Genomic DNA, 24,173 nt, shown 5'->3' with positions numbered 1-24,173 from the left:
GGCCGAGCGCACGGTCGATCGGCTCTGGACTGTCGTCGGCAATCTGCTCGACGCCTTCACCCCAACCGAGTGCGCAAACTACTTCGCTGCCGCCGGTTACGATCCGGAGTAGGTGGAAACCGCTCTAGAGACGTTTGCGTCGGGAGCAGAGCAGTCTGAGACAGCGCTTGCTCAATCGGCAGCGCTGCTACAAGCCTTCCTGAAAATCGAGGATCCGGAAGCACGAAAGAGGTGTCTTGCCTTCGTAGAGCAGGCCGCTGTTACATCCATGTCCCGAGCACCCTGAGCAGCCCCAAAGGATTTGGGACAGCGTCAGACACGATGCCGGAGCCGCCCGACCGTCACTTTCATCTCGGCCACCGCTGGCGGCTCTGTGGCTTAGGCGCACCAAGACGTGCGTCTCGGCTTAGTCGAGCAAGGCAAACGCTGAGCGGTGACGCCATTCCCATATTGAAGCTGCGCTACCATAGCGCCCTTGAGATCCGGCTAACCGCCTTCCGTCATTCTACCCCTGAGCCAAGTTGCGTATCGGCTCAGCGTGAGATGAACGATCCTACCCCGCCGGTCCCGTGAGCAGATCGGGCGGCGGGGGGCAGGCTTGCCTATGTCGGACCGCGGCGGCGAACCTGCAGCAATGGCTTGAGGCAGCGTGATGGGCAGAGGTTGCCTAGCACCACCGCTAAAACAGCCCCCAGGATCGCCAGGGAAGCCTCAGGACGGCAGAGAGCCGGAAATCGCACTGAGATAGGAGCTGCGATTGGGCGGCATCACAGCAGCCTCAGAACGACTAGCGTTGCAAAGACCACGAGGACACCAGCGAGAGCGAGTTCTAGGCGCGTCATGGGCGGCCAAAAACTCGAACTGCGAACCCGTGGAATACCACATATGATAAGTTCACGGCATCGTGAGCTAGGCAGGTGCCTGGCGCATTGAGCCTCTAGGGCCAGCAGGGTCGCCCCCTATCCCGTTCGGCCCGCAACAGTCGCCAGCCGCCATGTCAGGCTCACCGAAGCCGAAGCTTGTTCCTGCCGACCCCGCGCTCTGGCGCCAAGGCTTCCTCAACCTTCGGCCGAGCATCGTCCCATGCCCTGGCTTCACCCTTCAATCCTGGGGAGGCGCGCATGAGGCGTGCGTCAACTTCCTGACTGTTGGGCGGATAAGGGGGGCGCCCTCGGTTGGACCACACTCGAGATCTGCGGCGTTCACCCCGAGGTCGGCACCGTTCGCCCCGACTTCTGCGGTGCCCAGGTGCTCAGAGCCGAGCGCGTGTCCGAAATCGCGGAAACCCGCATGCAGTTCGTGAATACGACCTACTACCGCAACACGCCGGGCCGCCCAACGGGTGCAGTCCCGCTCTGGCGGCTCGGGCAGTGATCTCGTTGCAGCCTGCCCTATCTTGCCTGCATGGCTCAGCACTCTGCGACTGCAGGCGACCTCTACAAGGCGAAGCTGATCACAGACGACGATCTTCGATCTGCCGTTGACGCCTTTATGGGCGATCCGGCGGTGGCTTCTCACGTCTTTCCTGGGGGCTATCACCTCGACGTCGCGAAGGCTCTCAGCGCGAACGAATGGACACGGGCGCAATTTAGATCGCCCGGAGCGTCTCTTGTCATGAGGCGCGTGGCTGTGCGGACTGCGATCCTACTAGCTCGGCCCGAGAAGCCGTGAATGGCTGGCAAAGGCCGCCTGTTTCGGACGCCGCCGACTGACAGATGGTTCGTAAACGTCGAGGCTCATCCAACTGAGCTGGAGCGCTGGCATTGGGTGATCCATCTGAACGGCGATCATCTCTGCCGCGGTGGCTGCTTCCAATCAGTCCGCGCAGCAAAGCTCGCGTCAGCCGGTAGCCTGAGAGTGAGAAAGGCCATCTATTATCATCAGCACAGGAGGCTAGAAAACGGATGAGGATGAGATCTCAGCTCCGCCCCAACTCGTGCGAGGTCAAAGTCGATGATGCATGGCGTCTTGAAAACCTGGAAGAGGTGATCAAGCGCTATAGGCTCGCGATGAAACGCTGCCCTGAGTGCCACGGCACGATGACCCTTTATTGCGGCTACGTGTCCGGAGCTCAGCCATTCCTGATGCATAACAGGTCGCATACGGGCTGCTCGCTGAAGCCGGATACCTACTCGGGGACCCCGTCGCCTCATCCGAGGGCAGTCAGCTAACAGCTTGCTGAAGCTCGAAAACCCCGTACAAAGCGCAAATCGGTTCAGAAGAGCGGCTCGTCTCCCAGGTGCTCGACACCTGTCTTGGCTACGAGCTGGATGCGCGGTTCACCGTGCACGTCCGGTATCTTTGCAGCCTGCTCCTCGACGTCAGCCGGGATCTCCTCAGGCGAAGTAACCGGCAGGGTTTCTTGCAGTTCGTGGCCAATCTTATGGAGCACGAGGGGCGACCCGAAGCCGAGCCTATCAGTGTCTGACATCGCAGATCCTCCACGGGTGCACCATTGGCGTGCGGATGCAGGGGACGAATGCGGGGGTTCCGTCAGAGGTTCCGGTGTGATCTCCGTCGATGCGGAAGAGCTGCCACCCGTCAGTTCGAAGGATCACACCCAGTGCTTACGCGCGCTGGCCAGGGTGCATCATGACTGCAATGCGACCAGACACCTTCCACACCGACAAAGACCCTTCGCGCGCGAACATGGCAAATGCCTCGGTCACGTCCCGGCTAGCGAAGGCTTGTGCGACATGGACGGCGCGGCCGACGACGCAGGCCCCTTCCTGAGCGTCCGCGCGCGGTACACGGCTCTCAATCGCGAACATCACCCCGGATCGGTCAGGTCTTAGCTCGTCCGGCAGCGCGCCGATCTTGCGCCAGAGGCAGTGCCACCGCACGCACGCCTCCGGACGATCCTGATAGATCCCGCACGCTACGCCGGTGCTGTGTCGACACAGGATGCCTGCAGGTTTGGCCAGCACCTCAATTGCTGGAACCTGGCAGCAAGCCGTGCACGGTCCACACGACCGACCTGGGACAAGTGCGCCAGTGGGTTGGCTGGGCGGATGAGTTCGCGGGGTCAATTCGTTATGGCTCCTGATGCACTGGCTCAAACGTCCGAGATCCGCTCCACTCCGCCCGGGAACTAGCCAGTCATTTCTACTCTTGAGCTTCGCCATGAGCCCTGCTTTTCAGCCGAGGCCCTGGCGAACGAAACTGACTGGGAAGAACGTCTATGAGCACCGGCACCGTGAAGTGGTTCAACGAGACCAAGGGCTATGGCTTCATCCAGCCGGATGACGGCGGCAAGGACGTGTTCGTCCATATCTCCGCTGTGGAGCGCGCTGGAATGCGCAACCTCATCGAGGGCCAGAAGGTCTCCTACGAAGTGGAAACTGACAAGCGCTCCGGGAAGGATAGCGCTGGGAACCTCCAGTCAGCTTGATCTTCAAAGGGCGGGCCTCAAGCCCGCCTGTCGATTTCGGGCAGGAAGGCTTTCTACGCCCTCCGTCCGATCAGGAGCGACTTCCAACAACCCACCGTCTCACCCCGTGAGAGGGGTGCGCCCGACTACTTGCCGTTCTGCCAGATCGTCGTGACGGCGCGCAGCGCTGTGTCGCCAGCGGCCTCCGAGGCGCCTTCGGACCCGAACGACCGGACTGACCGCTGCACCACCTCCTTGTCCTTCCAAATCGACCAATCGAACCGACCGGGCTCTGTTGCGGACGGTGTGACCCGCAGGGAATGGGGATTGGGGGTGAAGATGATCATCATGATCATATGGGCATGCATGCGAGTATTTCCCGCCGCGGGGTGATGAGCCCACGCTTGCGATGCCGAGCTACCTCTTCTTGGCTGCCTTCTTGATCAGCTTTTTGGCGATCTCCTTGTCAGCCTGCTCCTTGGCGAGCCGAAGGGCCTTGAGGCGCACCGTCTTGTCGTCGGTGGCCTGCTGAGCAGCGTCGTAGTCTGCGCGCGCCTCGCCTCCTTCGCGGGCCTTCTCCAGGTGCTTCGCAGCCTTCGTCTCCCGGCGATCCTGCGCGCTGCTGTCATCGCTCGTCATCGGTCCTGCCCTCCTGCTGGCGATGGATCGGGTCGGTCCTGCCGTTGACTTAACCATGCCCGCCACGCGACATGGCATGTCTGGCTGCGTTCGCCCTCATGGGTGCTTCGTCGGCCAATCACCATCAGGGACTAGCGCCGCGAGAAAGACCTAAGCCCAAAACGCCAACGGCGCCGACCCCTGCCAGGGCGGCGCCGTCGAAATCGTAGGGCCTTTGGGGGCCAGTCACTTCCCCCCAGAAGCCACAGCACCGTTCAGGTGTCAATCGGGACCGCTTCCCGAGACGATGGCGCTTGGCCTTTTGAACGGGACGGCCCAGGCCGCACCCGCTGCTTTGACGCGGCCCGAGCAGGGCTGTGAACGATGACGGTTGAGGAAATGGCCCAGGCGATTGGCTTGGCGCACGGGGCGAGCCTCGATGCGTTGACGCGCGCCCTATGGGCTGGCGTCGCGGCGGCGCAGATCAGCGACGAGGACGCAACACGGCTATCGGAAGCCATAGAAGCGCGTAGGGTGCCGCGCGCGGCCACTCAGGCGGCTGCTGGCCGGGGCTTCCTCCCTGGGAGGGGAATACCTCCGCGAAAGCACCAGCGGCCCCCTGAGCGCTCCGTAGCGATCGAGCGCCGCAGACGCCTCGCCGCATCCGGCCCGATGCCGTCAGCCCTCGCAGCGCGGTTCACGACGGGCGAACTGGCCGTGCTCCGCATCGTCGCGGACGAGTTTCAGGCCCGCCAGGTGTGCGCCCTGTGCCTTGATGCCATCGCGGCCCGCGCCGGCGTGTCTCGCACGCTCGCAAAGGGCGCGCTCCGGCAGGCCCGGCGCTTGGGAATGGTCCAGATCCACGAGAGGCGCAGGACGGGCGCCAAGAGCCTTCCGAACCTTGTCCGCGTGGTCGACCGTGAGTGGTTGGCCTGGATGAAGCGCGGCGCCTCGCAGGGCAAATCCGGGTCGAACGGCATAGGGGGCAGATTTGCGCCCACCACGGATAGAAGGTTGGTAACTACGGGGACGACGAGGCCAGCAGAGAACCTGCAAGGGGCTATCGAGAGGGGCAAGGCAAACTGCAAGGGAATTGCTTGAGCCGGCAGCCTTTGCAGCGCAGATCACCTAAGCCATCCTTGCCCCAAGTGCGCCCAGGGCGTACATTGCGCTATGGAGTTCGATTGGCACGACGAGAAATCGGAAGCCAACCTGCGGGAACGTGGGTTCGGGTTCGATTTCGCCGTGCTGGTCTTTCTCAGCCGGACCCTGCACCAAACCGACGAGCGCCAAGACTACGGAGAAACCCGCGTCAACGCCCTCGGAGAGATCGAGGGCGATATCTACCACATCACGTTCACGGATCGCGGCCCCGTGCGCTGGATCATCTCGGCCCGCCGCGCCAACCGGAAGGAGCGCCAACGATGGCACGCATCAGCTTAGAGCAGCTTCGCACCAACCGGCCACAGGTGGACCGCGAGAAGCTGGACGCCACGACGGAAGCTGATATCCGACGCCACACGATCGAGGACGGGCAAGACCCAGATACGGCACCCGTGGGCTATCGCCTCGTACCACCGCCCGCGGAAATCCGGAGCAATTTGGGCCTGACGCAACATGGGTTCGCGCAGGTGCTTGGCGTCCCCTTAGCGACCTATCGGAACTGGGAACAAGGCCGGAAAGCGCCTGACCCCGCCGCAGCGTCCCTGCTGACGATCTTGTACCGCGAGCCGGAAGCCGCTTTGCGTGCGCTGCGTTCCGGCGCCACGCGCCCGCAAACGGTTGCCTTTGATGCTTGCACCTTCAAGAAAATCACAAAGATCAAAGCGACCCGCAAGGTGGTAAGGGATGCCGTTGCGGCGCCCGCCAAGCCCAAAGGAAAGCCTCGCCGGATCTCAGGGAAGGCCACAGAAGCGAAAGACCGAGCTTAGGTTTGCTACCCGACCCAGATTGTACCGCGGCTGCCAGCACTCCATCTCGGCCATTCGCGCCGAGGAGGAGAGCGGTTGACCCTAGCGACGCTCTATCCGCCGATGGCAGCCGCGACGATCCTGAATGTCTTTCTGTTCGCCCTGGCGTGGAAAGGGACGCAGATCGAGAAACGCGACGGCGAACCGCCGTGGTCGCTCGTTCTTGGGCTGCTCGCATACCTGGGGGCGCTCGGAGCCTTCGTCTACTTCTCGCTTAACCGCCCCCTGGTCTCAGGGTTCGACGTGTTCATGGTCGCTTTTGGAGCGCAGGCCATGGGCGGAGCGATTGTCCATGCCTTGTTGCACGCCTTCATTTTCTCACGCGGCCAGCGCAAGGCCGACCGTGCTTTCGCATTTGTGGGCGCCCTGTTCCTCGCGGGCATCATGGTCGCGGGTGTGCTCGGCACTTAGCGTCGGCGACTTGATGGCTTCAGAAGACGGGGCCTCCATCATCGGATCAGCCATGTGCCCGTGTAGGTCACAGCGGCCGAGTAGATGGGATGGCCATCCTCATCCGTCACCAGAACCGAGAAGGCTTGGTGCTCGCCGTCTTTAGGCACTTCGTACGCCGCGATCTCGGGCAGGACCGACTTTGCGTGACGAGCAGCCTCCTCAGGGCCAGCGAGGTCCATGCCCTCATCGTCACGAAGTGTCTGGCCATTATGGATATCGAAGAAGTAGCGAGGCATGGGCTCTCCACCCGTAAGAACAATTAGCTATCTCACATAGCCGAGTAAGGCGGTGTCTTGGGATGCAGGTGCAGGTAGTTCGGGTTGAAGCCCGCATAGCTCTTGATGGCCGCTACGTCAGGTAATGTGACATGTCGCTCCTTGAACACCACCAGCCCCAAACGTCGTAACTCCTGGAGCACCCGGTTGATGTGGACGTTCGACAGCCCGGTTGCATCGCCGAGGTCGAGTTGGGTCAGGGGGAGCGGATAGCTGTTCTCCGTCGCAAGCCCCACCACCTGAAGGCGGATCAGGAGCTCGCAGAACAGGTGTGCGACCTGCTCATCGGCCGAACGACGGCCCATGCACACCAGCCATTCCCGGAGGATTGCTTCATCGACGAGGCCGGCCCACTGCAAGGCACGGTTCAGGCCCGGATGTTTCCCGCAGAGGCCATTCATCACCGAACGCGGGATACGCACCACGTCGCAGGAGCTGATCGTTCCGATGCTGTGATCCATCTCGCCGAGGATCGACACGTTCAGGTCGCAGAAGTCTCCCGGGATGAGGAAGCCAACAATCGACCGCCCTCCGCCTGCAAGAACCTTATAACGGCAGGCGAAGCCCCTCTGGATCAGGTGGACGTGATCGGGCACGTCCCCCTCTAAAATGAGGGCTGTTCGAGACTGAACCTTGCGCAGATGCGCACTTGCTCCCGTAAGGGCTTTCTCGTCCTCCCCGGAGAGCGAGAAACGGCGGCCGAGCTTTTGGATGAACGGATTGAGCATGAGCCCTCCCGGGCCATGCCCCACAGTCAGTATGCCGACCTAAGCTGTGAGGTTGCAGAAGGTTGCGCTCGGCTCGGGAACATTACTCCCTCCGTCATACCAAGCTAACAACAGCGCCAGTAGCCCTCAGCCCAAGCGGATTACCTATCGGGTTCCCAGCTAGATATTGGCTCAGGTCGTACGGAATTGCGCAATCTACCCGACGCCAATCAGAAATCTGGCAATGAGCCTCAAATGCTGGACACTAGCGGACATCCCCGCCTGTAGCGTATCGGCTGGTTTCGAGGGGCTGGTTTCGAGGGGCTGTGCGAGAGCCCGTATGGTCGGCGCCCCACCCTGGAAGGACTGCCGAGCCCGCGACGCTGCAACGCCTCCTGTCAGAGCCCGCCGGCCGGCATCCCGTGCCCCGTAGGCTGCACCTGCCGCTGACGGCCCCCGCGATCAGGTCGAATGCCTTCGCCACCGCCCCATGGCGCTTACAAGGCACAGCGTATCGGAAGGGTGAAGTGTCCGCTTCCATACCCTTTGCAGCTAAACTGAAACCGTAGCGACTGCCCTGCCGTAGCGGCTGACACGGCGCATGGCGAAGGCAGGATATGGAAAAACCGCATTACGTCGTTCAGCGCAGCCGTTCAGGCAGGTTCAACTTCACGCTCTTGACGAGCGCCGGGCGTCTTACAGGGTCCGTCGTAGTCCCCATTGATGGTCGCTCAAGTGACGAGATCAAACGGCTGGCCTTTGAACAAATCCGAGTGCTTGCCGAAGACTTTGCCCGCGTCCAAGTTGCAAAAGACTTACCTCCTGACAGCAGCCCGGCCGAGCCTGTCGAGGGCTTAGCTTGAAGTCCCACGTCGGCATTTTTGAACGATCTAATCGCAACGCTTTGGCCGGCCCCGTATTCGCCCCGTAGATACGGGGAAGCGCAGACCTCAACAATCCTCAACAATCCGGCCCTCGCGCGCCCGCGCGTACTGGTCGCGAAATGCCCGCCCAACCTTAGCAATCCTTAACAGGCGGTCCCTCGCGCGCGGGCGCGTATTGCTGTCGAAACTCAGAAGGGTCGTAGCTCAGCGCTGCGGTTCTGTCCGCGGCCAGCAGGGGGCACCGGCTAGCTGTTTCCGCCCTGTATTATCAGTGAGTGCAGGCCCTTATCAGGGTTTCCGAAAACTCCTAGACCTGAGCTCAACCGGCATGAGCGCGTGAAGGGCTGCTTTGAGAGGAGAACGGACCCTTCGCCCTGAAGGGGACATTCCGCCTCCGAGTAATCCTGCGTGAGACCCACGATTTGAGGCCCGGGAGCGGGCGCAATCCCTCGCCCGTCGCGTATTATGAATACGGAACTGTCCTTATCTTCGCAGCGGCTCAGGTAGTTCTAAGTTTGGAGGATGGCCATCAATACAAAATCATCGGGCCGCCCGTTTTTTTAACATAAATCACACGGGATTGAACCTTGCACGGGAGCCATTCGCTTTCTTGAGCGTACCGCTTCATGGACCGGCTTCTCTCATCCTCCCCTCCCTACGCCCTAGTCGTCGAAGGCCATGTGCTCGTGCGCATGGACGCTGTGGCCATCCTCGAGGATGCGGGCTTCCGGGTGCTCGATGTGGTAACAGGTGATGAGGCCATGCACCTGCTCGATCAGCACGGCCGAGAGTTCGCCCTGCTGTTCATAGCTGTGGGCCTCAGCGGCCAACATGACGGGTTCGCGCTGGCCCGTAAGGCCGCCTCCGAGCACCCGCACATCGGTATCTTGGTGGCCTCAGGCCACCACACGCCCGCTCCAGGTGATCTGCCGGACACGGCTTGCTTCATCGAGAAGCCGTTCAGCGCTGGGGTCGTTCACGATCACCTCCGGCGCATCCTGCCGGACGATAGGAAGCCAGAGGCGTTGAAGTCGGGAAGCAGCCCTCTCCGGGGTCTGTAAAGGGTGGCGATCGGACCGTAGCTCTTGATCCAGAAACCGACGTACCATCTCAGACGGCAAACGAGCGCTTCAAGAAACGCCGGACTGTGAGATCGCTTACGCGAATAGGATTACTACTCGGCCGCCTTCATAAGAGGTGCGGAGACGGCTGCGTTCCGGATGAAGGCCAACACCTTAGCTCGATCTTGCTGATGCTCGATCAGTGACCAGAGCCGCAGCAGCTCATGTGTTTCTGCGAAAGTGCTTGAAGGCTGTTCAGAGAACGCAGAGACCGGGCATCCGAGGGCAGAGGCGATCCTGCTCAACGTCGTTGCCGCACGAGAAGCGGCACCATCGTCATCATCGAGCTTGGACATCGGCTGCTCTGGCGTTCTGAATTGTACGTATCCGTACAAAAATGTAACGCACGGTCTGATCAAAATTACAATCCGTTCCAGAATGCGTATGAATACTTCCTGCCACGCTTGTATGTTTTAACATAAGATGGTTTTTTAATTGAGGAAGCGGAGGCTCAAGATAAAATGAACGACGACGAACGTTTCGAAGCCATGGCAGATGCCTGCCTCAAAGCTCATGAAGCGGTCGTCGACATCGGTAAACCCGTGATGCTTGCTATAACACGTGCTCTCCTGTGGCAGGTCGGGCAAGAATTAAGCCAGCGCGAGGCTCGCCGAGAGAAGATGCTCCGTGAAGCTGAGGACGTACACAGAGACGGTGCTGACCCTGCTTTCCACCCACCCCAGTCATAGGCCACTGCCTCGCTGAGCAGCCTGTAAGCGGCCGTTCCCGGCTTCTACAAAGGGTTGCAAGCGGACGGTGCCATGCGCCAGACGTAGTCTGTCACAGACCGAAGACCAATGCCGCCTCCCGATCGGCCGCGTTCATCACCCTCGCTCGAATGACACCCATCGCGACCAGCTTCCGGTCGTAGGTCCGCCAGCGCATCCACTTCGGCTTGTTCGGCATGGGCGCTAGGACGTTGACCGAGCCCCCGAGGCGCACCCGCTGTCGACGCAGCCGGGTAATCTGCCGATCGCGCGGCGTCATCCTCTGGACGGCATAGGCGAGGCGATGCGCCTTCCGTGAGGCGAACCGGGCGCCACCCTGCGGCAGGAATAGATCCGCGCACAACACGCCCGACCACGGGCAGGACCACCACCAACGGAAGCCGCCCAGCGGCATCGCCACGGCCTCGATACCGACGCGGTAGGAGTGTTCTGCAACTCCCCCAGGTACGGGGGCGTCATGGGTCAGCACCACGTCACCCGATAGCCCGTCCTTGCGCAGGTCGATGTCGAACCGGACCCGCTTTGCGACGTGCGGGAAGGCGCCCCCATGCACCAGGTCGCCGGACCAGCCAAACGCCCCTTGTCGGACGCTCATCAGCTTCGACAGGGGCAAGCGCAGACAGCTTTCGACGGTTGGCCGCCCCCCGGTTAGACCGCTACCCATCCCGCCCATGTGCCTCGCTCCGGTTCTACGAAATCGATTGCCGAACCTGTCGTTTTCAACGCACGGCGCGCCCGGCTTCCGTGAGGGCGACGAGCGATCCCGGTCCACAGTGTGAACGCCGCTGGACGAGGCCCCGCCGGGCGAGGAGCGCCAGGGCCCGCGACGGGTTCATGCCCTCCCCGGCCCGAGGCTTGCCCCGCAGCAGGTTCGGCCGGACTCGTTCATTGCCGTTCCCCCGGGCGGCCTCCGCTTGCCGCTGCCCGTGCTCAAAGAGGGCGAGCTGTTCGATGTGCCCAGGCGAGCCGAGGGCAGCCATTCGGCGCAGATCCGCACGTTGGGCATCAACCGCCCGCTCGGCATGGGTCGCCCGCTTCATCTCTGGCGTGGGTTCGATGTCGAGCGTCGCGGCGATCACGTCGAAGGGCTCAAACCAGCAGGCCCCGTGCTCCCCTTCCAGCGCACGCAACGCCTTGAGGATCAGCTTTTGCCGGTTGCCGAGCCCGCGCCCCATCTCCTGCCCCTAAGTGTATGATTTCACTGCCCAGCAATGCGCGAAAGACCCACCCCAGGCAACCGGAGCCCCTTGGCGGGCGGCATCCGCGGCAATCTGTGGGACGATCAGTTCATGAGCGTACGGAGCCGGTCATTCTCTAATTTCGAGAGGCGACGTCCAAGCTCCAGCAGGAGCATGTCGATCATGTTCTGCAGAAGAGGTTCAGCGAGCTTCTGGATGGCGCCTCGAGCGGCAAGACAATGCTCGGCAGCGTCCTCCAAGGGGTGGCTTGCGCGGTCAGGCATCCTAGCCAAATAAGCGGCTTCCTCAGCCCGGTTTTGCGTGATGTCGATCAGGAAGCCGGTGCCTCGCCGAGGCTGGCCTATCTCGTCCAACTCGATAAGACCGCGAGCCAAAACCCACCTCATGGTGCCATCGGCCGAGTGAACGCGATACTCCTGCACGTAGGAGCGACCCGCCTTTGCGCTTTTCGCGATAATTTCCGCGGCTTCCGCTCTGTCCTCAGAATGAATGGCTTTCAGGAACAGGCTCAGCGGCACCCCGCCCTGCGCCGCAGCAGGTTCGACGCTGAAGAGCAGAGCAACCGTTGCGTCTGCGTACAAGCGGTCATTGGGGATATCCCAATCCCAACGCCCGATCACATCTGACGCGTCGATCGCAGCCTGCAACTGGATCTGCGAAGCCTTGGCCATACCTGCCCCGCCGTGCCGCACCACTGCCTCCAAACCTTCGTTATTTAGTCCATCACTTGAATGTGAGACCTTTTTAAGGTTAGTTAACATGCGGTAATTTGTCTGCCCCTGTGGCCACGATACAGCCACGCTTCTTACATACATTCCAATCTACGATGCGCGCAGTTCGGGTTTCTGGAGCATACTATTGGGGACAGGATGTGGGCCGTAAGCTGAACCCTATCGAAGCCGCTTACTCTAGCTTTCCTGATGCGAGTGTGGCGACGAGCCCTATTCCACCGAGCCGCCGTCAGCTGCTCCAGCAGCAAATCGCCGAGCAGCTTGGGATTTCGCCCGACGAGTTCAGCGAGGTACCTCTGCCGCCTTCCGGTACTCCAAAAGGAGGTGCCTCTGCTGGGGCCTTCGACATAGCACTCAGCCGTGAGTGCCTCGAGCTGCTCGAAGCCTACTCTCGGATCACAGACCCAGAGCAGCGCCGTCGATGCCTGCAAGCTGTTCGTGAGGCGGCTGATGGCTCGGCTGATGCGGGCCTAACGCCAGAGATGTGACGGCTGGAGCAGACCTAAACTTCGTGTAAGGCAGAGGGGTAAATACCGACCCAATAACGCCGTGGAGAGCGGTTCAGCCAATCCTCAGAAGCGGACGTTGGCCCCCGATGCAGGCTGCAGGTAGCCTGGGTTGAATTCGCCAATCTCCTGGACATGCGGCCCTGTCGCAAACCCGTGGCGTTTACCCCGCGTTGACCATAGAGCCCGCATGGCACCTCCTGTTTCGGAGGCCACCCCATGATCCTGTCCGCCATAGCCGCGAAGCTGAAGCAGCGCTCCAAAGCCGATTTCAAGGGCCGGCACTACGAGGCGGCCCTGATCGTTCAGGCCGTCGCCTGGTACCTGCGTTACCCGCTGAGCTATCGTGACATCGAGGAGCTGTTCCTGGAGCGCGGGGTCGAGGTGGACCACAGCACCCTGAACCGTTGGGTGCTCGCCTACGCGCCGTTGATCGAGAAGCGGCTGCGCCAATTTCGCAAGCCGCACTGCGGGTCGATCCGGATCGATGAGACCTACATCAAGGTGCGTGGTGAGTGGCGCTACCTCTACCGAGCTGTCGACAAGCACGGCAACCCAGTCGACTTCCTCCTCACCGCTAACCGCGATCTCGACGCGGCCAAGCGGTTCTTCCGTAAGATGCTGGCGGATCAGCCACTTCTTGCGCCCGATCGGATCGGCACGGATGGTGCCAGCACCTATCCACCCGCGATCGTGGCTGCGAAGAGCGATAGTCTTCTGCCCCACGCGCCGCTCCACTACGTCACCAAACATCTGCAGCAAGGCATCGAGAGCGACCACTTCCGGGTCAAGAAGAACATGCCCCGGATCGGCGGCTTCCGCTCCTTCCATACAGCGCGACGCACGATCTGCGGCTTCGAGGCCATGCTCTGGCTGCGGAAGGGCTTCGGTTTCGCCGGCGCGTGGACGGTCCGCGAGCAGAACCGTCTTCTCGCACTCTGCTTTGGGCTTCCGCAGGCGAACAAAGCGTGAAAGCAGAACGGTAGAGAGCCTTCCGCGGCCTGACACTGAGTTCGCGACAGGCCCGTCTGGAGCCCTTGCGTCAGGCCGACGCTTGGTGCGGCATCCCTGCTCGTGTCCCAGGAACGCGACCTCACTGCCTCTTGTGCGCCTGAGTAGCCATCCTAGCGACTTTTGACGGTGCGTCGTTCAAGTGATGCCGAGCACGCGGATCAGCAACAGACTGACCCCGATCAGAACAGCCAGCGATGCAGTGACAGCGAGCGTGACGCGCCCACCGACGCGTGCAAGCACACGGACATCGACGCCAAGACCAAGAGCGGCCATCGACAACACGGTGAGGAACCCCGCGAGTTGGGTCAGCGGCTTCACCGCGACGTCCGGGATCAGACCGAGAGAGCGCAAAGTCGCTAGCGCCAGGAAGCCGAGGATAAACCATGGCACCAACTTGGTGAGGCCGAGCCGCCCAGCCTTCCGTGTTGGAGTGCCGGGCTCGACCGGAAGCCGCGAGGCAATCAGTGAAAAGGCCACCACGACGGGGCCGAGCATGAGAACGCGTACGAGCTTAACCAGCGTGCCAACTTGCGTGCTCAGGAGGCTCACGGGCACGGTCGCTGCCAGCACTTGCGGCACCGCGTAGACCGTCAGCCCCGCCAGCACCCCATACTGGTTATCGCTCATCCCGGCCAGCGGCACGAACAGGGGCAGCCCGAGCACCATGAGCACACCTAAAACCGCCGTGAAGGCAATCGAAGCGGCGATGTCCTTGGCTTGAGCCCCGATCACCGGCGCGACCGCGGCGATGGCTGAGTTGCCACAAATTGCGTTGCCACAGGCCACCAGGATAGCCATGCGCGCGGGCAGGCCGAACGCACGGCAAATGAGAAAACTCGTTACGATGCCGAGGATCACCGTTCCGACGATACCTCCCAAGAGCGCCGGGCCAGAAGCGAGGATCGCGCCAAGGCTGAGCGAGACTCCAAGCAGGGTAACGGCGACTTCCAAAAGCTGCTTGGCGGAAAAGGCAATGCCGGTGTGGAAGCGCGCATCGGGTGCCCAGGCAGTGCGCACTGCGATGCCGAGCAGGATAGCCAACACCAGGGCCTCAACATAAGGGTGACCGGAGACATGCTCTTCCAAGGCCTGCGCGGCCATGGCAATGAGCGTGATCACTACGCACAGGCCAATGCCAGGCAGAACCGATGCCGGCGAGACAGGCTTTTCGCGGAGCACTGCCATTGCGGGGGCTTTCTGGGATGCGTCTAGGCTCACGATGCGGCTTTGAGGCGTGTTGGGAAGAAAACGTTCGTTGGTTCTCCATTGCGGAGAAGTACTCTCTCCAGAGGGAGTGAAGTTCGGAAAACCCCTCCCTTGCTTGAGACGGCCTTGGGCGCGACATATCTTGTCATGCGCAACACTCCTGACACGTGGTCATCACCGATCACTTTCGATCCCTTCGGCGAGCCGGTCCCCGAGGGCGTTGCGCGCGCTTACAGATCTACCGCGGGCGACCACACCGCTCGCCGAATCGGCGGTGTGATATTCTGGAGCTTGGCGCTTCTGATCCTGGCTGGACGCATCTACGCCGCTGACCTGCCTGTGGTTCAAACGGTCGCCTCGTACGCCGCAAAGGTCGTGGCTCTGATCTGAGGCCTGAGCTATTTTTCCCAACCCGCGAATGCTGGGCTGTAGAAGCTTTTAATAGGTCGCTGTTAGGTAAGCGGCGATGACCTTGGCGTCGGCCTCAGCGATCGGCGCATGGTAGACTTTGATCATCTTACTCACCTCGGCTTCCCAGAACGCCTTGCCTTTCCCTGGCGGCTGCATCGCAATGTAGTCGACGGAGTGGCAGCTCATGCAGTTGGCTTGCGCCGCCTCGAAGCCGATTATGTGAGTCGTGTCCGTCCCACCTTGGGGTGCTCGCAGCTGTGCCGTGGGCTCGGGTAGCGCGTAACTCCGAGGCTCGGCCACGGCCGTGCCGGCAGCGAGTATGAGTGCGATGCTGGTGACAAGAAATCGCGTCATCCCATTCTCCCTCAAGCCGCCCGCACGCGGGTGCTCTCAACCACGTTGCGCATATAGCCGGCCGGGTTCCAGCGCGGTTCCATCGGCTGGCTCGTGCCATCGTTAGCCGTCGCTTTGACCCGAATGATGTGGGAGCCGGCGGGAAGGTCGACGTCCAGGGTCCAGGCCCGAAAGGCGTAACGCCCAAAATCCTGACCCAGCTTGGCAGGCAGCCAGGTTCCCCCATCGTTGGCGGAGACCTCAACCGTCTTGATGCCGGAGCCGCCGTCGAAAGCGATGCCGCGCAGCGGCGTCGAGCCCGCCTTCACGCTGGCTCCATCGATCAGGTTTGTGAGGAAGGAGCGCACGTTGAAGCGCCCGATCGGTACGGTGCTGGCTGCCGCCTTGCCGGGCTCGGTGCAGGCGCAGGGCGTGTCGGGGATACGGTAGGCGGTCTTCATCCAGAACCCCTCGAACGGCTTGTCGAGTACGGTGATCGCGTTGAGGTGCTTGACCCAGTAGGTGCCGTAGAGCCCCGGCACGACGAGGCGTAAGGGGTAACCGTTGAGCCAAGGCAGTTCCTGCCCGTTCATCCCCCAAGCCAGCATCACCTCGCCGTCGCGAGCGTGGTCGATGTTCAAGGCCTTCGCGAAGTCCGGCGTCTCCGGGATCACAGGTCCATCAAGCCCCTCGAACGCGACCTGGACGGAGCCCGCCTTTACGCCCGCCTTATCCAGCACGGTCTTCAGCGACACGCCGGTCCAGCGCGCACAGCCCATCGCACCGTTTGCGAGTTGGCCACCGGCCATACGTGGTTCGAAGAAGCCGCGGGAATTGCCTGAGCACTGGTTGACCGCGACGACCTCTGTTTGCGGCATTGCCTTGAGATCGGCCAGCGCGAGTGAAACCGGCGCTTCGACGTGACCCTGTACTGCGAGGCGGAAGGTGTCCGGGTCGATCTCTGTGGGGATGTCGGCGAGGTGATATCGCACGAAGAACGCGTCGTTCGGAGTGATCACCCCCTCGTCAAAGACCGAGAACGGCGTCTCGAGCTGCGGCGGCCGGGCCGTCATCTGCAACAGCGGGCGCTTGCCCGGATAAGCCACCAGTGGGCGCTCGCCATTGCCGAAGGGCAGACCGACCTCGGCCGCGAGGACCGAACGTCCGACCAGCGCTAGGGCGCCTGCGCCGAATAGGACCTCACGTCTGGGAATTTCTTTCCTCATTGCACACCTCTCTTGAAAAGCAGCTTCGGAGGTGGTCAGGCGCCGAGGCCGAGCCCCAGCAACCGGTTTGCATTGCGCCAGAGTGCAGCGTCGAGTGCGTCTTCAGAGAGTCCGAGCTGGCGGAAATCCTCCACGCCCTGCCGCATTGGCCTGAACGGGAAGGAGGAGCCAAACAGGAACTGATCCCGCATGAAGCTGTTGGCCGCCTCAACGTAGAGGCCGCCGCCGGGCGCAAAGGTGTACATGTCGGGCGAGACGAAAACGTTCTCGTTGCGGAAAGCCACCGTCACCATTTCGGCGACGTTCGGGTAGAAGCCGTGGCAGCACACGAGCGGCAGCTTCGGAAAGGTCTTCGCCACCCGATCGACCGCGAGCGGGTCGTTAAGGCGCAAGTCGGGCGTCGTCGGGCCAGACATCACGAAAGCTGGAACCCCCAATTCCTGGCACAGCTCGTAGAGCGGCATCAGGCGCTCGTCGTCGGCGCGCATGGCTTCTCCGTAGAAGCCAGCATCGAGGTTGACGCCTTTGAAGCCGAGTTCGGTTACCGCGCGGCGGGCCTCGGCCACGGCAGCATCACGGCCGAGCTCCACTGGGTCTACTGAGGCGATACCGACCAGCCGCTTCGAGTTGTGTCGAGCGACCGTAGCAAGGTCGTCGTTGGCAATCCGCACGCCCGGCACCGAGCGGGCGACCATGACGGCGACGTCGATGCCAGCCCCGTCCATTTCCGCAGAAAAGCCCTCAACGGTCATCCCTCGGGTAAAGTGGTCGATCTCGCGGCCGCCAACACGCCCGTTCAGCCAGCGCACAACGCCGTACTCAGGAGTGTCAGGCGCCCCACCAAAGAACTTGTGCAGGAAGGTCGGGCGGCTACGCATGTCTACGATCGGCATGGCTTCTTCACTCCTTGTTAGGGGGAACCCGGCGCACGATCCTGAGCGCCAGGTTGGTCAGATCAGTGAGAGACCGTCTCCAGCACCTTGCCGCGCGTCTCGACGCCAAGCGTCAGGACGAGGAGAGCTGCGATGAGGAAGCCACCCGCACCGACCTGGAAGGCAGTGGCGGGGCCGTAGTTCTGCACCAGCACTGGCACGATCATGGGCCCAAGGATGGCGCCGATCCGCCCGAAGGCCGAAGCGAAACCAGCTCCCGTCGCCCGGGCACGGGTGGGGTAGAGTTCCGGCGTGTAAGCGTAGAGACAGCTCCACATACCAAACATGAAGAACTGCATCACGAAGCCCGAGACGAACAGCCAAGTCTGATCGACGGCGTTACCGTATAAATATGCAGCGATCGCCGAACAGATAAGAAAGGCCGCCGTAGTGGGCTTGCGCCCGATCTTCTCCAAGAGTAGCGCCGCAGTGAAGAAGCCGGGGATGCCACCCACCGTGATCAGCGTCACGAAACCGACCGAGCTGACGATCGAGAAGCCACGCTCCTTCAGGAGCACCGCGATCCACGAGTTGAGGCCGAAGAAGCCGATCAACGCGAAGAACCACATTCCGAAGGCCATGACCGTGCGCAGGCGGTACTCAGGCGAGAACAGCGTCGCGATTGGGTTTTGATACGGTACGGGCGCCGTGACTGCGTCCACAAGGGACGGCGCTACCGGCGGTAGCGGCCGGCCAGTGGCGCGTTCAACTTCCCGCTCCATCGTCGTCATCACGGCTTCGGCCTCAGCGTGGCGGCCCTTGTCAGCGAGCCAGCGCGGGGATTCTGGCATGGAGCGGCGCACTAACAGCACCACCATCGAAAGCAGGCCCACAATCACAAAGGCCCAACGCCAGCCGAGATAAGGCAGCACGAAGAAGCTGATCGCACCGGAGAGCACGTATCCGATGGCCCAGAAGCCCTCCATGAAGGCGATGTACTTGCCGCGCACGTTGGCCGGCACAATCTCCGAGACCATTGCTTGCGCGACCGGGGCCTCGCCGCCGACCCCGACACCGATCAGGAAGCGGCAGGCCATCAGGACCGGCAAGCTCCAGGCCGCCGCAGCCGCGAGACTGGCAAGTCCCCAGACCACCATCGTGACCTGGAATACGGCCTTGCGCCCGAAGCGATCGGCGGCAGTGCCCGCCACAATGTTACCGAGAAGCTGACCTGCGAAGGTCATCGCCGCGAGCTGGCCTGCCTCAGTGGGCGTGAGCCCGAAGGCGACAACAATCGAACCTAGCAAGAAGGTGAGCAGCGCCACGTCGACCTGGTCGACCAGCCAGGCGGAGGCAATGATTGCGAACACCTTCCGCTGGTACGCCGACATCGGCAGCCGCTCCAGCCGTCCGGCGATGTTGGCCGTGGCAGCAGCAGCGGCTTGGTTTGAAGCGGTGATTTCGATCCCCATACCGATCGGGGGGTCCGTAGCAAGGTGCATGGCGTGTCTCCTGGACGTTTCCTCGTTGGCGTCCAGGACGTACGCCGCGAACGCCGCCTGGACTTTCTTGAGCGTGTAAACAGCCCCTCATCCAATCAGACCGAACGAGTTCGAGGCGGCATCATTTTTCTAATTTTTGCTCGTCCTGCAGGATAACTTTGCTCCCCTTTCCACGATTTGCACTAATATAATTCTATTTTGGCCTTATAAGTTGTGGTTATGGCCCTCAACCTCCACCTCCTGCGTTTCTTCGCGACCGTCGCTCAGACTGGCAGCTTCTCCCGAGCAGCTGAGGAGCTGCACGTGAGCCAACCCGCAATCTCGCAAGGGGTACGGGATTTTGAACTGCAGGTGGGATGTCGACTGCTTGACCGTGGCGCTCGAGGTGTCCGCCCGACTCGGGAGGGCGAAGCCTTGCTGCGACATGCCAGAACTCTTTTCGCCATGGAGAGGGCAGCTGAAGAGGAACTATACGCTCTGCGGGGCCTCGGGAGCGGGATGCTACGGATCGGCGCAAGCACCACAATCGCAACTTACATGATCCCAACTTACCTCGGCATTTTTCATCGCGCGTATCCAGGTATTGAACTCAGCATTATTAGTGCCAATACGCGAGCTATTGCTGCCCTTCTGATTGAGCATGCAATCGATGTCGCATTGGTTGAGGGACCCGTTGAGGATCCGAGTATTGTCAGCGAAGCTTGGCGTCAGGACGAGATGGTTTTAATCACCTCACCGGAGCACACCTTCGCGAAGGCAGCTGAGCCAATTGATCCCGCACGCATTTCGGAAGAAATCTTTATCGTCAGGGAGCCAGGCTCTGGATCACGGGAAATCGTATCCGAAGCATTAAGTGCTAATAAAATCTGCCCAATTCGACGACTTGAAGTCGGAAGCACAGAGGCGATCAAGCAACTTGTGGCAAGCAGCCTTGGAGTAGCAATGGTCTCGGTCGCTACAATTCGTGACCAGATTTCCGTCGGTACAATAGTCGTCGTCCCGATCCGCGATCTGCGGATCGAGCGGGTTCTATGGCGGCTGAGTGTGTCAGGACGCCTTTCTAATCCAGCGACAATTGCATTCAACAAGCTAATAAATTTATAGCTTAAATTTTCATATGCATCGATATTTAAATCGAAGTTTTTATTGATGACTATGAAAAGATCGTGCAGGTAAAACAAAGCTAATTTCCTCTGCTTCGAGCGCAGGAATTATTTTTGTAAATAAAACGACCGTTTTCCAGACATTCAGAATTCGATCCTTGATCGAGGCCCACGCCTTCGAGACGCATGTCGGGAAAGGCAGCCCGAAAATCATGTGTCGTGAAAACGGTGTTCAAATTTCACGACAGCGGAGGTGCTTTGGCGGTAGCAGTGGCTTGGATCAGAGCCGGTGTCGGAGGCTTCATCGATCATTAGGCATACCGCTGTCGCCACGAACTTATGAGGGACCCAGCGGTCAAGCTTCACGGTTCACCGCGGAATGCCTCAGTTCGAACCAACCCTTCCGACGCTGCGCACCCTGGCCTTGCTGTCGTTGCGAGATGCTGATGTTCTCCTCGGCTTCGCGGAGCGTTTGTACGGTGCCCAATCCACGATCGAGGCACGCTGGGCTCTACGCCGCATCGACACCTACCGCCGTCTCTTGGGTCTCCCCCAATCCATCAGCGGCATGGAGAGGCTAGCGGCCAGATCCATTCAGCGTGGAGAGACAGGCTGTCGAGCCACCGTGATAGCGATCGGTACCGCACGACACGGGGTCGTAAGGCAGTCCAACCAAGCGAAGCTGCGGCTCGTCGGGTAGGGCTTGCCCGAACGATCAAGCTGGCCGTCAGAAGCGACCTCCCATAGGCGTTGGACAGCCATCGAAGCTTCTGAGAAGGACGGGTATCGCAAGTTTCAGTCCGGATCACTCGTGAGCAAGACAGCATGGAAGCTTGATAGCAAGCTGGCACGAGAGAACGGGAGCTCGATTGTGAGCTCCCTTGATCCCACGACTTCGGATCACTTGCTGTTGCGGACCACGAAATCGCGGATGGCTTCCTCGCAGATGTCCTGAATGGTCCGGTCTTGTTCGACCGCGATCAGCTTGAGCCGCTTCCGGGTGGCCGGGTCGATCCGGGTAAGGATCTGCACGCGGGTATCGCGCTCGCCGGCCCGGGGAGACCTTTCGGGGGCGGGCACAGACGCTACGGCCTCACCCTCCCCTGGTGATGTGGCAGCAGGCGCCGGCTTCCGTGCGAAACGGTCGCTCAAGCTGTCGAGGGTTGGGCGCGGCTTCGTGCTCATCGGGGCTTTCTCCCATCCTGCGCCAAGGCAGCTTCAATCTCGCGCCACAGGGCGTCGACCTCGGCGGCAGCCTTCCCACCGGGTTCGTGTTCGTTGACCGTCGAGCCGGTCAGGATCGCGTGCGACATGCTCACTCGGTTCGCGACAACGGAGGCCGCTACGGTTGCGCCCATGCCGACGAGGGCCGCCCGGGCTTCCGTCACGATCGCCGGTTCGGCCGAGCCCGTGCGCGGGGGGGCGTGGTTGATGACGGCCAGCGGCTTCTTGCCGACGCGCTCGGCCAGTTCCAGCGTGGTCGCCACTGCAGCCAGGTCGAGCGGTCCCGGCCGGGTCGGGACGAGCACCAAGTCGGCAACCCGCATGGCCCCTAAAATGCTGTCTTCGGCGTGAGGTGGCGTGTCGATGATGACGCGGCCAATCCCTTCTCGCTTCGCCGCCGCGACAAGCTCGGGCAGCTCGCGTGCATCCGCCTCGATCAGGTTCGGTACGTCGGCCTCGCGCAGACGGTGCCACCACGCAAGCGACCGCTGCGGATCTGTGTCGAGCAGGAGCGCCGGGCGCCCAGCTTCGGAGGCGAGCACGCTGAGGTGCATCGCGAGCGTGGTCTTGCCGACGCCCCCTTTCCGCGCCGCTATCGTGATGACTTGCACGCGCGATCCCCTGTGATCCTGCCCCGGAGCCCGCAGGCCATCGAGATTGCGAGCGAGACTGTCAACAGCCTCCCGAGCCCGCACGATGGCGTAGGAGCATAAACAATTGCTTGCGAGCCCGAAGGCCCGCGAGTGGTCGAAATAGCCAGCACGCTAGCTCCCACGATAGGACGATGGCGAGATAGCAATTCCGACTGTCGTGTCAGCGCAGCCGACGTGGCATCCGTCTGGGGCGCATCCGCGCTTGCGCCCGGTCGAGATCCGCAAGGGCGCGATCGGCCCGAGCAAGCCACCGCTCGGCGGCAGCCTCATCGCTCCGCGCCCTGGCCCGGCCGAGCCCGGCCGTGATCCGGCGCATTCGGCAGAGCTCAAAGCCCATCCAGGCGAGGCCCGCCAGAGATGGTATCGGCACGGCCTGGGGAATGGCAGGAACGACGCGCATCAACAGGCCACCATGTAGAGGGCGACGAGGACGGTCGCCGTGATGACGTTCCCGCGTCCAGCCTCGTGGCCGGCACGTGCCAGTAAGTCCCTTCGCATTCGGGCAAGGCGACCGACGCCACGAGCAACAGCGGGAAAGCCAAGCGCCAAAGCGCCGCGCATTGTCAGACGCGATTTCATGTAATGAGCCTTAGAGTTGTCGATTAAGCACGGGGGAGTGCTGGTGGAAGGAGTGTGCGTTCTCTGCCTGACGGCCGGCCTGATAGCAGTGAGCGCATCACTGATTGTCGAAAGCCGGCGAATTGTTCTGGAGGTTACAGGCGGGAGCCTTTTTGCTTCCGGCCTTTTGATTGGCGCAGGCCTGTTTCTCCTACGCTGACGGCAGCTCCCCATCCCGATCCGAGCCTCGCAGCCAGACCACCTGCGAGGCGTGGTGGTTCTCGGGCGCGCCAAGGGACGGTTCGGCGTCGGCGCCGTCCTCTCGGTCGGTGTCGCCCTCAATCCGGTCGAGGAGCGCAATCAGCCGGTCGGCGGTGTCGAGAGCCGCTTGCGCGGCATCCTCGATCTGGCGCTGGATTTCAGCCGCGGAGGGCGCCGGCAGAGCAGCAGGGGCGGCCACCGGGCGACGAGGGGCGAAAGTGTGAACGTTGCTCACCGGATCAGGCCACCGTCAGCAGGTTACGGACGACAGCCCAGGCCATGCCCCGCCCTTCTTGGTGGTCCTCGTTCGCGAGCGCGATTTTGGCTTGGATGCGGAGACCGGCCAGAGAGAAGGCAGTCAGGGACAGGGCGGCAACCTCAAGCGCGCATTCGGCCGCGAACAAGCGGGACGCCTCCGCTTCGGCCTGGACGAGGCCCGACGCCGCCTTTGCCTGCGCAACCTCCCGCTTGTGCTGGTCATAGGCTGCGCAGACTTCATCAAGCCGGGCCTGCACCGCAGGACGCCGAACGGTGCGGATCTGACCATGCCGAAAGCAGCCCGTGCCCGGCTCTAACCCAGCGCGATACGGTGTATCGCTGGCCGCTCTCCAATACCACTCGCGCTCATCACCCGACTGCCAATGGGCAAACTGAGCGATGCCGAGCGCCGCGTCGCCAGCTCGCACATAAAGCGCGTTGGGGGGCGCAACCCGACAGGCTTCCTCAATCTGGCCGATCCGCTCGCTGGCCGCTTCGTAAGCTGCGCGGGCCGTCCGCCATCGGCAGCCAAGCGCTAGCAACTCGGCGTCTGGGTTCGGGGCCGCGGCAGACTGAGACGGTGCAGCAGCGACGGCTAGAGCGTCGAGGCGCAGAGCAGTTCGCGCAGCCTGCCGGATAGCCTCGCCTTCCTCGCCGCCCATGCGGGACGCTAGAGAAGCGTCACGCCGCGCATACTCAGTGCGAGCGAGGTCCAACAAGCGGGTTGTTTCGGCATGGATCACCGCCGGAACACTGGCGTAACTCATCGGTCGATCGAAGGGATAGGGGACGAACCCGGGAGGGCATGACGTGCCGTCGAGCGGATCGGCCGGCTTTCGGCTCATCACCCGCGAGGCCGTTGCCCGAAGGCTCGCGGCCCGCTCTTTCAGTGAAGGGCGATCGGCGCTTCGGCGGAAGGGATTGGACAGCTTGAGAGAGGGCACGCGCGGCGCTCCTATGGTCGAGGAAAGGAGGAGGGCGCGGCGGCAG

The 24,173-nt window shown here is 62.1% G+C and carries 30 protein-coding genes and 1 pseudogene; 10 read left to right on the top strand and 21 right to left on the bottom strand.

What is annotated here, in order from left to right; translation table 11 throughout:
• Positions 1–112, top strand: a pseudogene (locus tag J7U37_RS21820) (IS630 family transposase); the annotation flags it as partial.
• A 2,103-nt stretch (positions 113–2,215) separates the two neighbouring features.
• On the opposite strand, the gene J7U37_RS21815 reads toward J7U37_RS21820, so the two are convergent.
• On the bottom strand, positions 2,216–2,431 hold the full coding sequence (locus J7U37_RS21815) for a hypothetical protein (protein WP_247637062.1): 216 nt from the start codon (positions 2,429–2,431) through the stop codon (positions 2,216–2,218).
• A gap of 136 nt (positions 2,432–2,567) precedes the next feature.
• Positions 2,568–2,927: a hypothetical protein gene (locus J7U37_RS21810; protein ID WP_247637081.1), complete on the bottom strand. Its 360-nt coding sequence runs from the start codon at positions 2,925–2,927 to the stop codon at positions 2,568–2,570.
• Between the two features lie 254 nt (positions 2,928–3,181).
• On the opposite strand from J7U37_RS21810, the gene J7U37_RS21805 reads away from it, so the two are divergent.
• Complete coding sequence (locus J7U37_RS21805; RefSeq protein WP_247637080.1) at positions 3,182–3,391, top strand: cold-shock protein; 210 nt, start codon at positions 3,182–3,184, stop codon at positions 3,389–3,391.
• A gap of 125 nt (positions 3,392–3,516) precedes the next feature.
• On the opposite strand, the gene J7U37_RS21800 is transcribed toward J7U37_RS21805, so the two are convergent.
• Both J7U37_RS21800 and J7U37_RS21795 read right to left on the bottom strand, forming a co-directional pair.
• Entirely contained in the window at positions 3,517–3,738 is a 222-nt protein-coding gene (locus J7U37_RS21800; protein ID WP_247637079.1) for a hypothetical protein, read from the bottom strand.
• A 49-nt stretch (positions 3,739–3,787) separates the two neighbouring features.
• On the bottom strand, positions 3,788–4,009 hold the full coding sequence (locus tag J7U37_RS21795; RefSeq protein ID WP_247637078.1) for a hypothetical protein: 222 nt from the start codon (positions 4,007–4,009) through the stop codon (positions 3,788–3,790).
• A 363-nt stretch (positions 4,010–4,372) separates the two neighbouring features.
• Between J7U37_RS21795 and J7U37_RS21790 the strand changes: the two genes are divergently transcribed.
• From J7U37_RS21790 to J7U37_RS21775, 4 genes are all read left to right on the top strand, one after another.
• On the top strand, positions 4,373–5,089 hold the full coding sequence (locus tag J7U37_RS21790; RefSeq protein WP_247637077.1) for a hypothetical protein: 717 nt from the start codon (positions 4,373–4,375) through the stop codon (positions 5,087–5,089).
• A 72-nt stretch (positions 5,090–5,161) separates the two neighbouring features.
• Positions 5,162–5,431 carry a BrnT family toxin gene (locus tag J7U37_RS21785; RefSeq protein ID WP_056187117.1) on the top strand — a complete coding sequence of 90 codons (270 nt, stop codon included), beginning with the start codon at positions 5,162–5,164 and terminating at the stop codon, positions 5,429–5,431.
• Entirely contained in the window at positions 5,413–5,919 is a 507-nt protein-coding gene (locus tag J7U37_RS21780) for a helix-turn-helix domain-containing protein (protein WP_247637076.1), read from the top strand. The genes J7U37_RS21785 and J7U37_RS21780 overlap by 19 nt, the downstream gene beginning before the upstream one ends.
• A gap of 75 nt (positions 5,920–5,994) precedes the next feature.
• A complete protein-coding gene (locus J7U37_RS21775) occupies positions 5,995–6,369 on the top strand; it encodes a hypothetical protein (RefSeq protein WP_247637075.1) in 375 nt (124 codons plus the stop codon).
• Positions 6,370–6,407: 38 nt separating this feature from the next.
• Here the strand turns inward: J7U37_RS21775 and J7U37_RS21770 are convergent, their stop codons facing one another.
• The 4 genes from J7U37_RS21770 to J7U37_RS21755 all read right to left on the bottom strand — a co-directional run bounded on the left by J7U37_RS21770 (position 6,408) and on the right by J7U37_RS21755 (position 9,694).
• The gene (locus J7U37_RS21770; protein ID WP_056187107.1) at positions 6,408–6,647 is read right to left on the bottom strand and encodes a hypothetical protein; all 240 of its coding nucleotides are present in this window, start codon (positions 6,645–6,647) and stop codon (positions 6,408–6,410) included.
• Positions 6,648–6,679: 32 nt separating this feature from the next.
• The gene (locus J7U37_RS21765; protein ID WP_247637074.1) at positions 6,680–7,414 is read right to left on the bottom strand and encodes a Crp/Fnr family transcriptional regulator; all 735 of its coding nucleotides are present in this window, start codon (positions 7,412–7,414) and stop codon (positions 6,680–6,682) included.
• Between the two features lie 1,525 nt (positions 7,415–8,939).
• Positions 8,940–9,110: a hypothetical protein gene (locus J7U37_RS21760; protein ID WP_162241329.1), complete on the bottom strand. Its 171-nt coding sequence runs from the start codon at positions 9,108–9,110 to the stop codon at positions 8,940–8,942.
• Positions 9,111–9,451: 341 nt separating this feature from the next.
• Positions 9,452–9,694 carry a hypothetical protein gene (locus tag J7U37_RS21755; protein ID WP_156634166.1) on the bottom strand — a complete coding sequence of 81 codons (243 nt, stop codon included), beginning with the start codon at positions 9,692–9,694 and terminating at the stop codon, positions 9,452–9,454.
• A 165-nt stretch (positions 9,695–9,859) separates the two neighbouring features.
• On the opposite strand from J7U37_RS21755, the gene J7U37_RS21750 reads away from it, so the two are divergent.
• A complete protein-coding gene (locus J7U37_RS21750; RefSeq protein WP_156634164.1) occupies positions 9,860–10,087 on the top strand; it encodes a hypothetical protein in 228 nt (75 codons plus the stop codon).
• Between the two features lie 91 nt (positions 10,088–10,178).
• Here J7U37_RS21750 and J7U37_RS21745 read toward each other — a convergent pair whose 3' ends face one another.
• The 3 genes from J7U37_RS21745 to J7U37_RS21735 all read right to left on the bottom strand — a co-directional run bounded on the left by J7U37_RS21745 (position 10,179) and on the right by J7U37_RS21735 (position 12,086).
• Positions 10,179–10,721: a hypothetical protein gene (locus tag J7U37_RS21745; protein ID WP_156634162.1), complete on the bottom strand. Its 543-nt coding sequence runs from the start codon at positions 10,719–10,721 to the stop codon at positions 10,179–10,181.
• A gap of 124 nt (positions 10,722–10,845) precedes the next feature.
• A complete protein-coding gene (locus tag J7U37_RS21740; protein ID WP_056187094.1) occupies positions 10,846–11,301 on the bottom strand; it encodes a hypothetical protein in 456 nt (151 codons plus the stop codon).
• A 107-nt stretch (positions 11,302–11,408) separates the two neighbouring features.
• On the bottom strand, positions 11,409–12,086 hold the full coding sequence (locus J7U37_RS21735; RefSeq protein WP_162241328.1) for a PAS domain-containing protein: 678 nt from the start codon (positions 12,084–12,086) through the stop codon (positions 11,409–11,411).
• Between the two features lie 695 nt (positions 12,087–12,781).
• On the opposite strand from J7U37_RS21735, the gene J7U37_RS21730 reads away from it, so the two are divergent.
• A complete protein-coding gene (locus tag J7U37_RS21730) occupies positions 12,782–13,534 on the top strand; it encodes an IS6-like element ISMex25 family transposase (RefSeq protein ID WP_043768345.1) in 753 nt (250 codons plus the stop codon).
• A 177-nt stretch (positions 13,535–13,711) separates the two neighbouring features.
• On the opposite strand, the gene J7U37_RS21725 is transcribed toward J7U37_RS21730, so the two are convergent.
• Complete coding sequence (locus J7U37_RS21725; RefSeq protein WP_056160311.1) at positions 13,712–14,761, bottom strand: YeiH family protein; 1,050 nt, start codon at positions 14,759–14,761, stop codon at positions 13,712–13,714.
• A 132-nt stretch (positions 14,762–14,893) separates the two neighbouring features.
• On the opposite strand from J7U37_RS21725, the gene J7U37_RS21720 reads away from it, so the two are divergent.
• Positions 14,894–15,172 carry a hypothetical protein gene (locus J7U37_RS21720; RefSeq protein ID WP_244478466.1) on the top strand — a complete coding sequence of 93 codons (279 nt, stop codon included), beginning with the start codon at positions 14,894–14,896 and terminating at the stop codon, positions 15,170–15,172.
• Between the two features lie 48 nt (positions 15,173–15,220).
• Here J7U37_RS21720 and J7U37_RS21715 read toward each other — a convergent pair whose 3' ends face one another.
• The 4 genes from J7U37_RS21715 to J7U37_RS21700 form a co-directional block, all read right to left on the bottom strand.
• Positions 15,221–15,547 (bottom strand): hypothetical protein, encoded by a 327-nt coding sequence (locus J7U37_RS21715; RefSeq protein WP_056160309.1) that lies wholly within the window; start codon positions 15,545–15,547, stop codon positions 15,221–15,223.
• An 11-nt stretch (positions 15,548–15,558) separates the two neighbouring features.
• Complete coding sequence (locus J7U37_RS21710) at positions 15,559–16,752, bottom strand: molybdopterin-dependent oxidoreductase (protein WP_056187088.1); 1,194 nt, start codon at positions 16,750–16,752, stop codon at positions 15,559–15,561.
• Between the two features lie 35 nt (positions 16,753–16,787).
• Positions 16,788–17,645, bottom strand: a complete 858-nt coding sequence (locus J7U37_RS21705; RefSeq protein ID WP_056160302.1) for an amidohydrolase family protein — start codon at positions 17,643–17,645, stop codon at positions 16,788–16,790.
• A gap of 62 nt (positions 17,646–17,707) precedes the next feature.
• On the bottom strand, positions 17,708–19,096 hold the full coding sequence (locus tag J7U37_RS21700) for an MFS transporter (RefSeq protein ID WP_056187145.1): 1,389 nt from the start codon (positions 19,094–19,096) through the stop codon (positions 17,708–17,710).
• A 249-nt stretch (positions 19,097–19,345) separates the two neighbouring features.
• Between J7U37_RS21700 and J7U37_RS21695 the strand changes: the two genes are divergently transcribed.
• The gene (locus J7U37_RS21695; protein ID WP_082508010.1) at positions 19,346–20,230 is read left to right on the top strand and encodes a LysR family transcriptional regulator; all 885 of its coding nucleotides are present in this window, start codon (positions 19,346–19,348) and stop codon (positions 20,228–20,230) included.
• A gap of 899 nt (positions 20,231–21,129) precedes the next feature.
• Here J7U37_RS21695 and J7U37_RS25185 read toward each other — a convergent pair.
• The 5 genes from J7U37_RS25185 to J7U37_RS21675 all read right to left on the bottom strand — a co-directional run bounded on the left by J7U37_RS25185 (position 21,130) and on the right by J7U37_RS21675 (position 24,127).
• Entirely contained in the window at positions 21,130–21,261 is a 132-nt protein-coding gene (locus tag J7U37_RS25185; RefSeq protein WP_282104086.1) for a ribbon-helix-helix domain-containing protein, read from the bottom strand.
• 149 nt (positions 21,262–21,410) lie between these two features.
• Positions 21,411–22,064 carry a ParA family protein gene (locus tag J7U37_RS21690; RefSeq protein WP_056187281.1) on the bottom strand — a complete coding sequence of 218 codons (654 nt, stop codon included), beginning with the start codon at positions 22,062–22,064 and terminating at the stop codon, positions 21,411–21,413.
• Positions 22,065–22,266: 202 nt separating this feature from the next.
• Positions 22,267–22,506, bottom strand: coding sequence for a hypothetical protein (locus J7U37_RS21685; RefSeq protein WP_247637073.1), 240 nt, complete (start codon positions 22,504–22,506; stop codon positions 22,267–22,269).
• 369 nt (positions 22,507–22,875) lie between these two features.
• On the bottom strand, positions 22,876–23,160 hold the full coding sequence (locus tag J7U37_RS21680; protein WP_247637072.1) for a hypothetical protein: 285 nt from the start codon (positions 23,158–23,160) through the stop codon (positions 22,876–22,878).
• Positions 23,161–23,164: 4 nt separating this feature from the next.
• The gene (locus J7U37_RS21675) at positions 23,165–24,127 is read right to left on the bottom strand and encodes a hypothetical protein (protein ID WP_247637071.1); all 963 of its coding nucleotides are present in this window, start codon (positions 24,125–24,127) and stop codon (positions 23,165–23,167) included.
• Positions 24,128–24,173 lie beyond the last annotated feature (46 nt).

Origin of the sequence: Methylobacterium sp. 37f (genome assembly GCF_023093475.1) — a bacterium.
Taxonomy (GTDB): domain Bacteria; phylum Pseudomonadota; class Alphaproteobacteria; order Rhizobiales; family Beijerinckiaceae; genus Methylobacterium.
Note: the sequence above shows the minus strand (reverse complement) of the source record. Positions and strands in the feature narration are given on the sequence as shown.

What these genes read in the sequence shown, in the direction of transcription:
- J7U37_RS21815 (WP_247637062.1), bottom strand. Translation starts at nt 2,431, where the DNA reads ATGTCAGACACTGATAGGCTCGGCTTCGGGTCGCCCCTCGTGCTCCAT.
- J7U37_RS21805 (WP_247637080.1), top strand. Translation starts at nt 3,182, where the DNA reads ATGAGCACCGGCACCGTGAAGTGGTTCAACGAGACCAAGGGCTATGGC.
- J7U37_RS21800 (WP_247637079.1), bottom strand. Translation starts at nt 3,738, where the DNA reads ATGCATGCCCATATGATCATGATGATCATCTTCACCCCCAATCCCCAT.
- J7U37_RS21795 (WP_247637078.1), bottom strand. Translation starts at nt 4,009, where the DNA reads ATGACGAGCGATGACAGCAGCGCGCAGGATCGCCGGGAGACGAAGGCT.
- J7U37_RS21790 (WP_247637077.1), top strand. Translation starts at nt 4,373, where the DNA reads ATGACGGTTGAGGAAATGGCCCAGGCGATTGGCTTGGCGCACGGGGCG.
- J7U37_RS21785 (WP_056187117.1), top strand. Translation starts at nt 5,162, where the DNA reads ATGGAGTTCGATTGGCACGACGAGAAATCGGAAGCCAACCTGCGGGAA.
- J7U37_RS21780 (WP_247637076.1), top strand. Translation starts at nt 5,413, where the DNA reads ATGGCACGCATCAGCTTAGAGCAGCTTCGCACCAACCGGCCACAGGTG.
- J7U37_RS21770 (WP_056187107.1), bottom strand. Translation starts at nt 6,647, where the DNA reads ATGCCTCGCTACTTCTTCGATATCCATAATGGCCAGACACTTCGTGAC.
- J7U37_RS21765 (WP_247637074.1), bottom strand. Translation starts at nt 7,414, where the DNA reads ATGCTCAATCCGTTCATCCAAAAGCTCGGCCGCCGTTTCTCGCTCTCC.
- J7U37_RS21760 (WP_162241329.1), bottom strand. Translation starts at nt 9,110, where the DNA reads ATGTTGGCCGCTGAGGCCCACAGCTATGAACAGCAGGGCGAACTCTCG.
- J7U37_RS21755 (WP_156634166.1), bottom strand. Translation starts at nt 9,694, where the DNA reads ATGTCCAAGCTCGATGATGACGATGGTGCCGCTTCTCGTGCGGCAACG.
- J7U37_RS21750 (WP_156634164.1), top strand. Translation starts at nt 9,860, where the DNA reads ATGAACGACGACGAACGTTTCGAAGCCATGGCAGATGCCTGCCTCAAA.
- J7U37_RS21745 (WP_156634162.1), bottom strand. Translation starts at nt 10,721, where the DNA reads ATGAGCGTCCGACAAGGGGCGTTTGGCTGGTCCGGCGACCTGGTGCAT.
- J7U37_RS21740 (WP_056187094.1), bottom strand. Translation starts at nt 11,301, where the DNA reads ATGGGGCGCGGGCTCGGCAACCGGCAAAAGCTGATCCTCAAGGCGTTG.
- J7U37_RS21735 (WP_162241328.1), bottom strand. Translation starts at nt 12,086, where the DNA reads ATGTTAACTAACCTTAAAAAGGTCTCACATTCAAGTGATGGACTAAAT.
- J7U37_RS21730 (WP_043768345.1), top strand. Translation starts at nt 12,782, where the DNA reads ATGATCCTGTCCGCCATAGCCGCGAAGCTGAAGCAGCGCTCCAAAGCC.
- J7U37_RS21725 (WP_056160311.1), bottom strand. Translation starts at nt 14,761, where the DNA reads ATGGCAGTGCTCCGCGAAAAGCCTGTCTCGCCGGCATCGGTTCTGCCT.
- J7U37_RS21715 (WP_056160309.1), bottom strand. Translation starts at nt 15,547, where the DNA reads ATGACGCGATTTCTTGTCACCAGCATCGCACTCATACTCGCTGCCGGC.
- J7U37_RS21710 (WP_056187088.1), bottom strand. Translation starts at nt 16,752, where the DNA reads ATGAGGAAAGAAATTCCCAGACGTGAGGTCCTATTCGGCGCAGGCGCC.
- J7U37_RS21705 (WP_056160302.1), bottom strand. Translation starts at nt 17,645, where the DNA reads ATGCCGATCGTAGACATGCGTAGCCGCCCGACCTTCCTGCACAAGTTC.
- J7U37_RS21700 (WP_056187145.1), bottom strand. Translation starts at nt 19,096, where the DNA reads ATGGGGATCGAAATCACCGCTTCAAACCAAGCCGCTGCTGCTGCCACG.
- J7U37_RS21695 (WP_082508010.1), top strand. Translation starts at nt 19,346, where the DNA reads ATGGCCCTCAACCTCCACCTCCTGCGTTTCTTCGCGACCGTCGCTCAG.
- J7U37_RS21685 (WP_247637073.1), bottom strand. Translation starts at nt 22,506, where the DNA reads ATGCGCGTCGTTCCTGCCATTCCCCAGGCCGTGCCGATACCATCTCTG.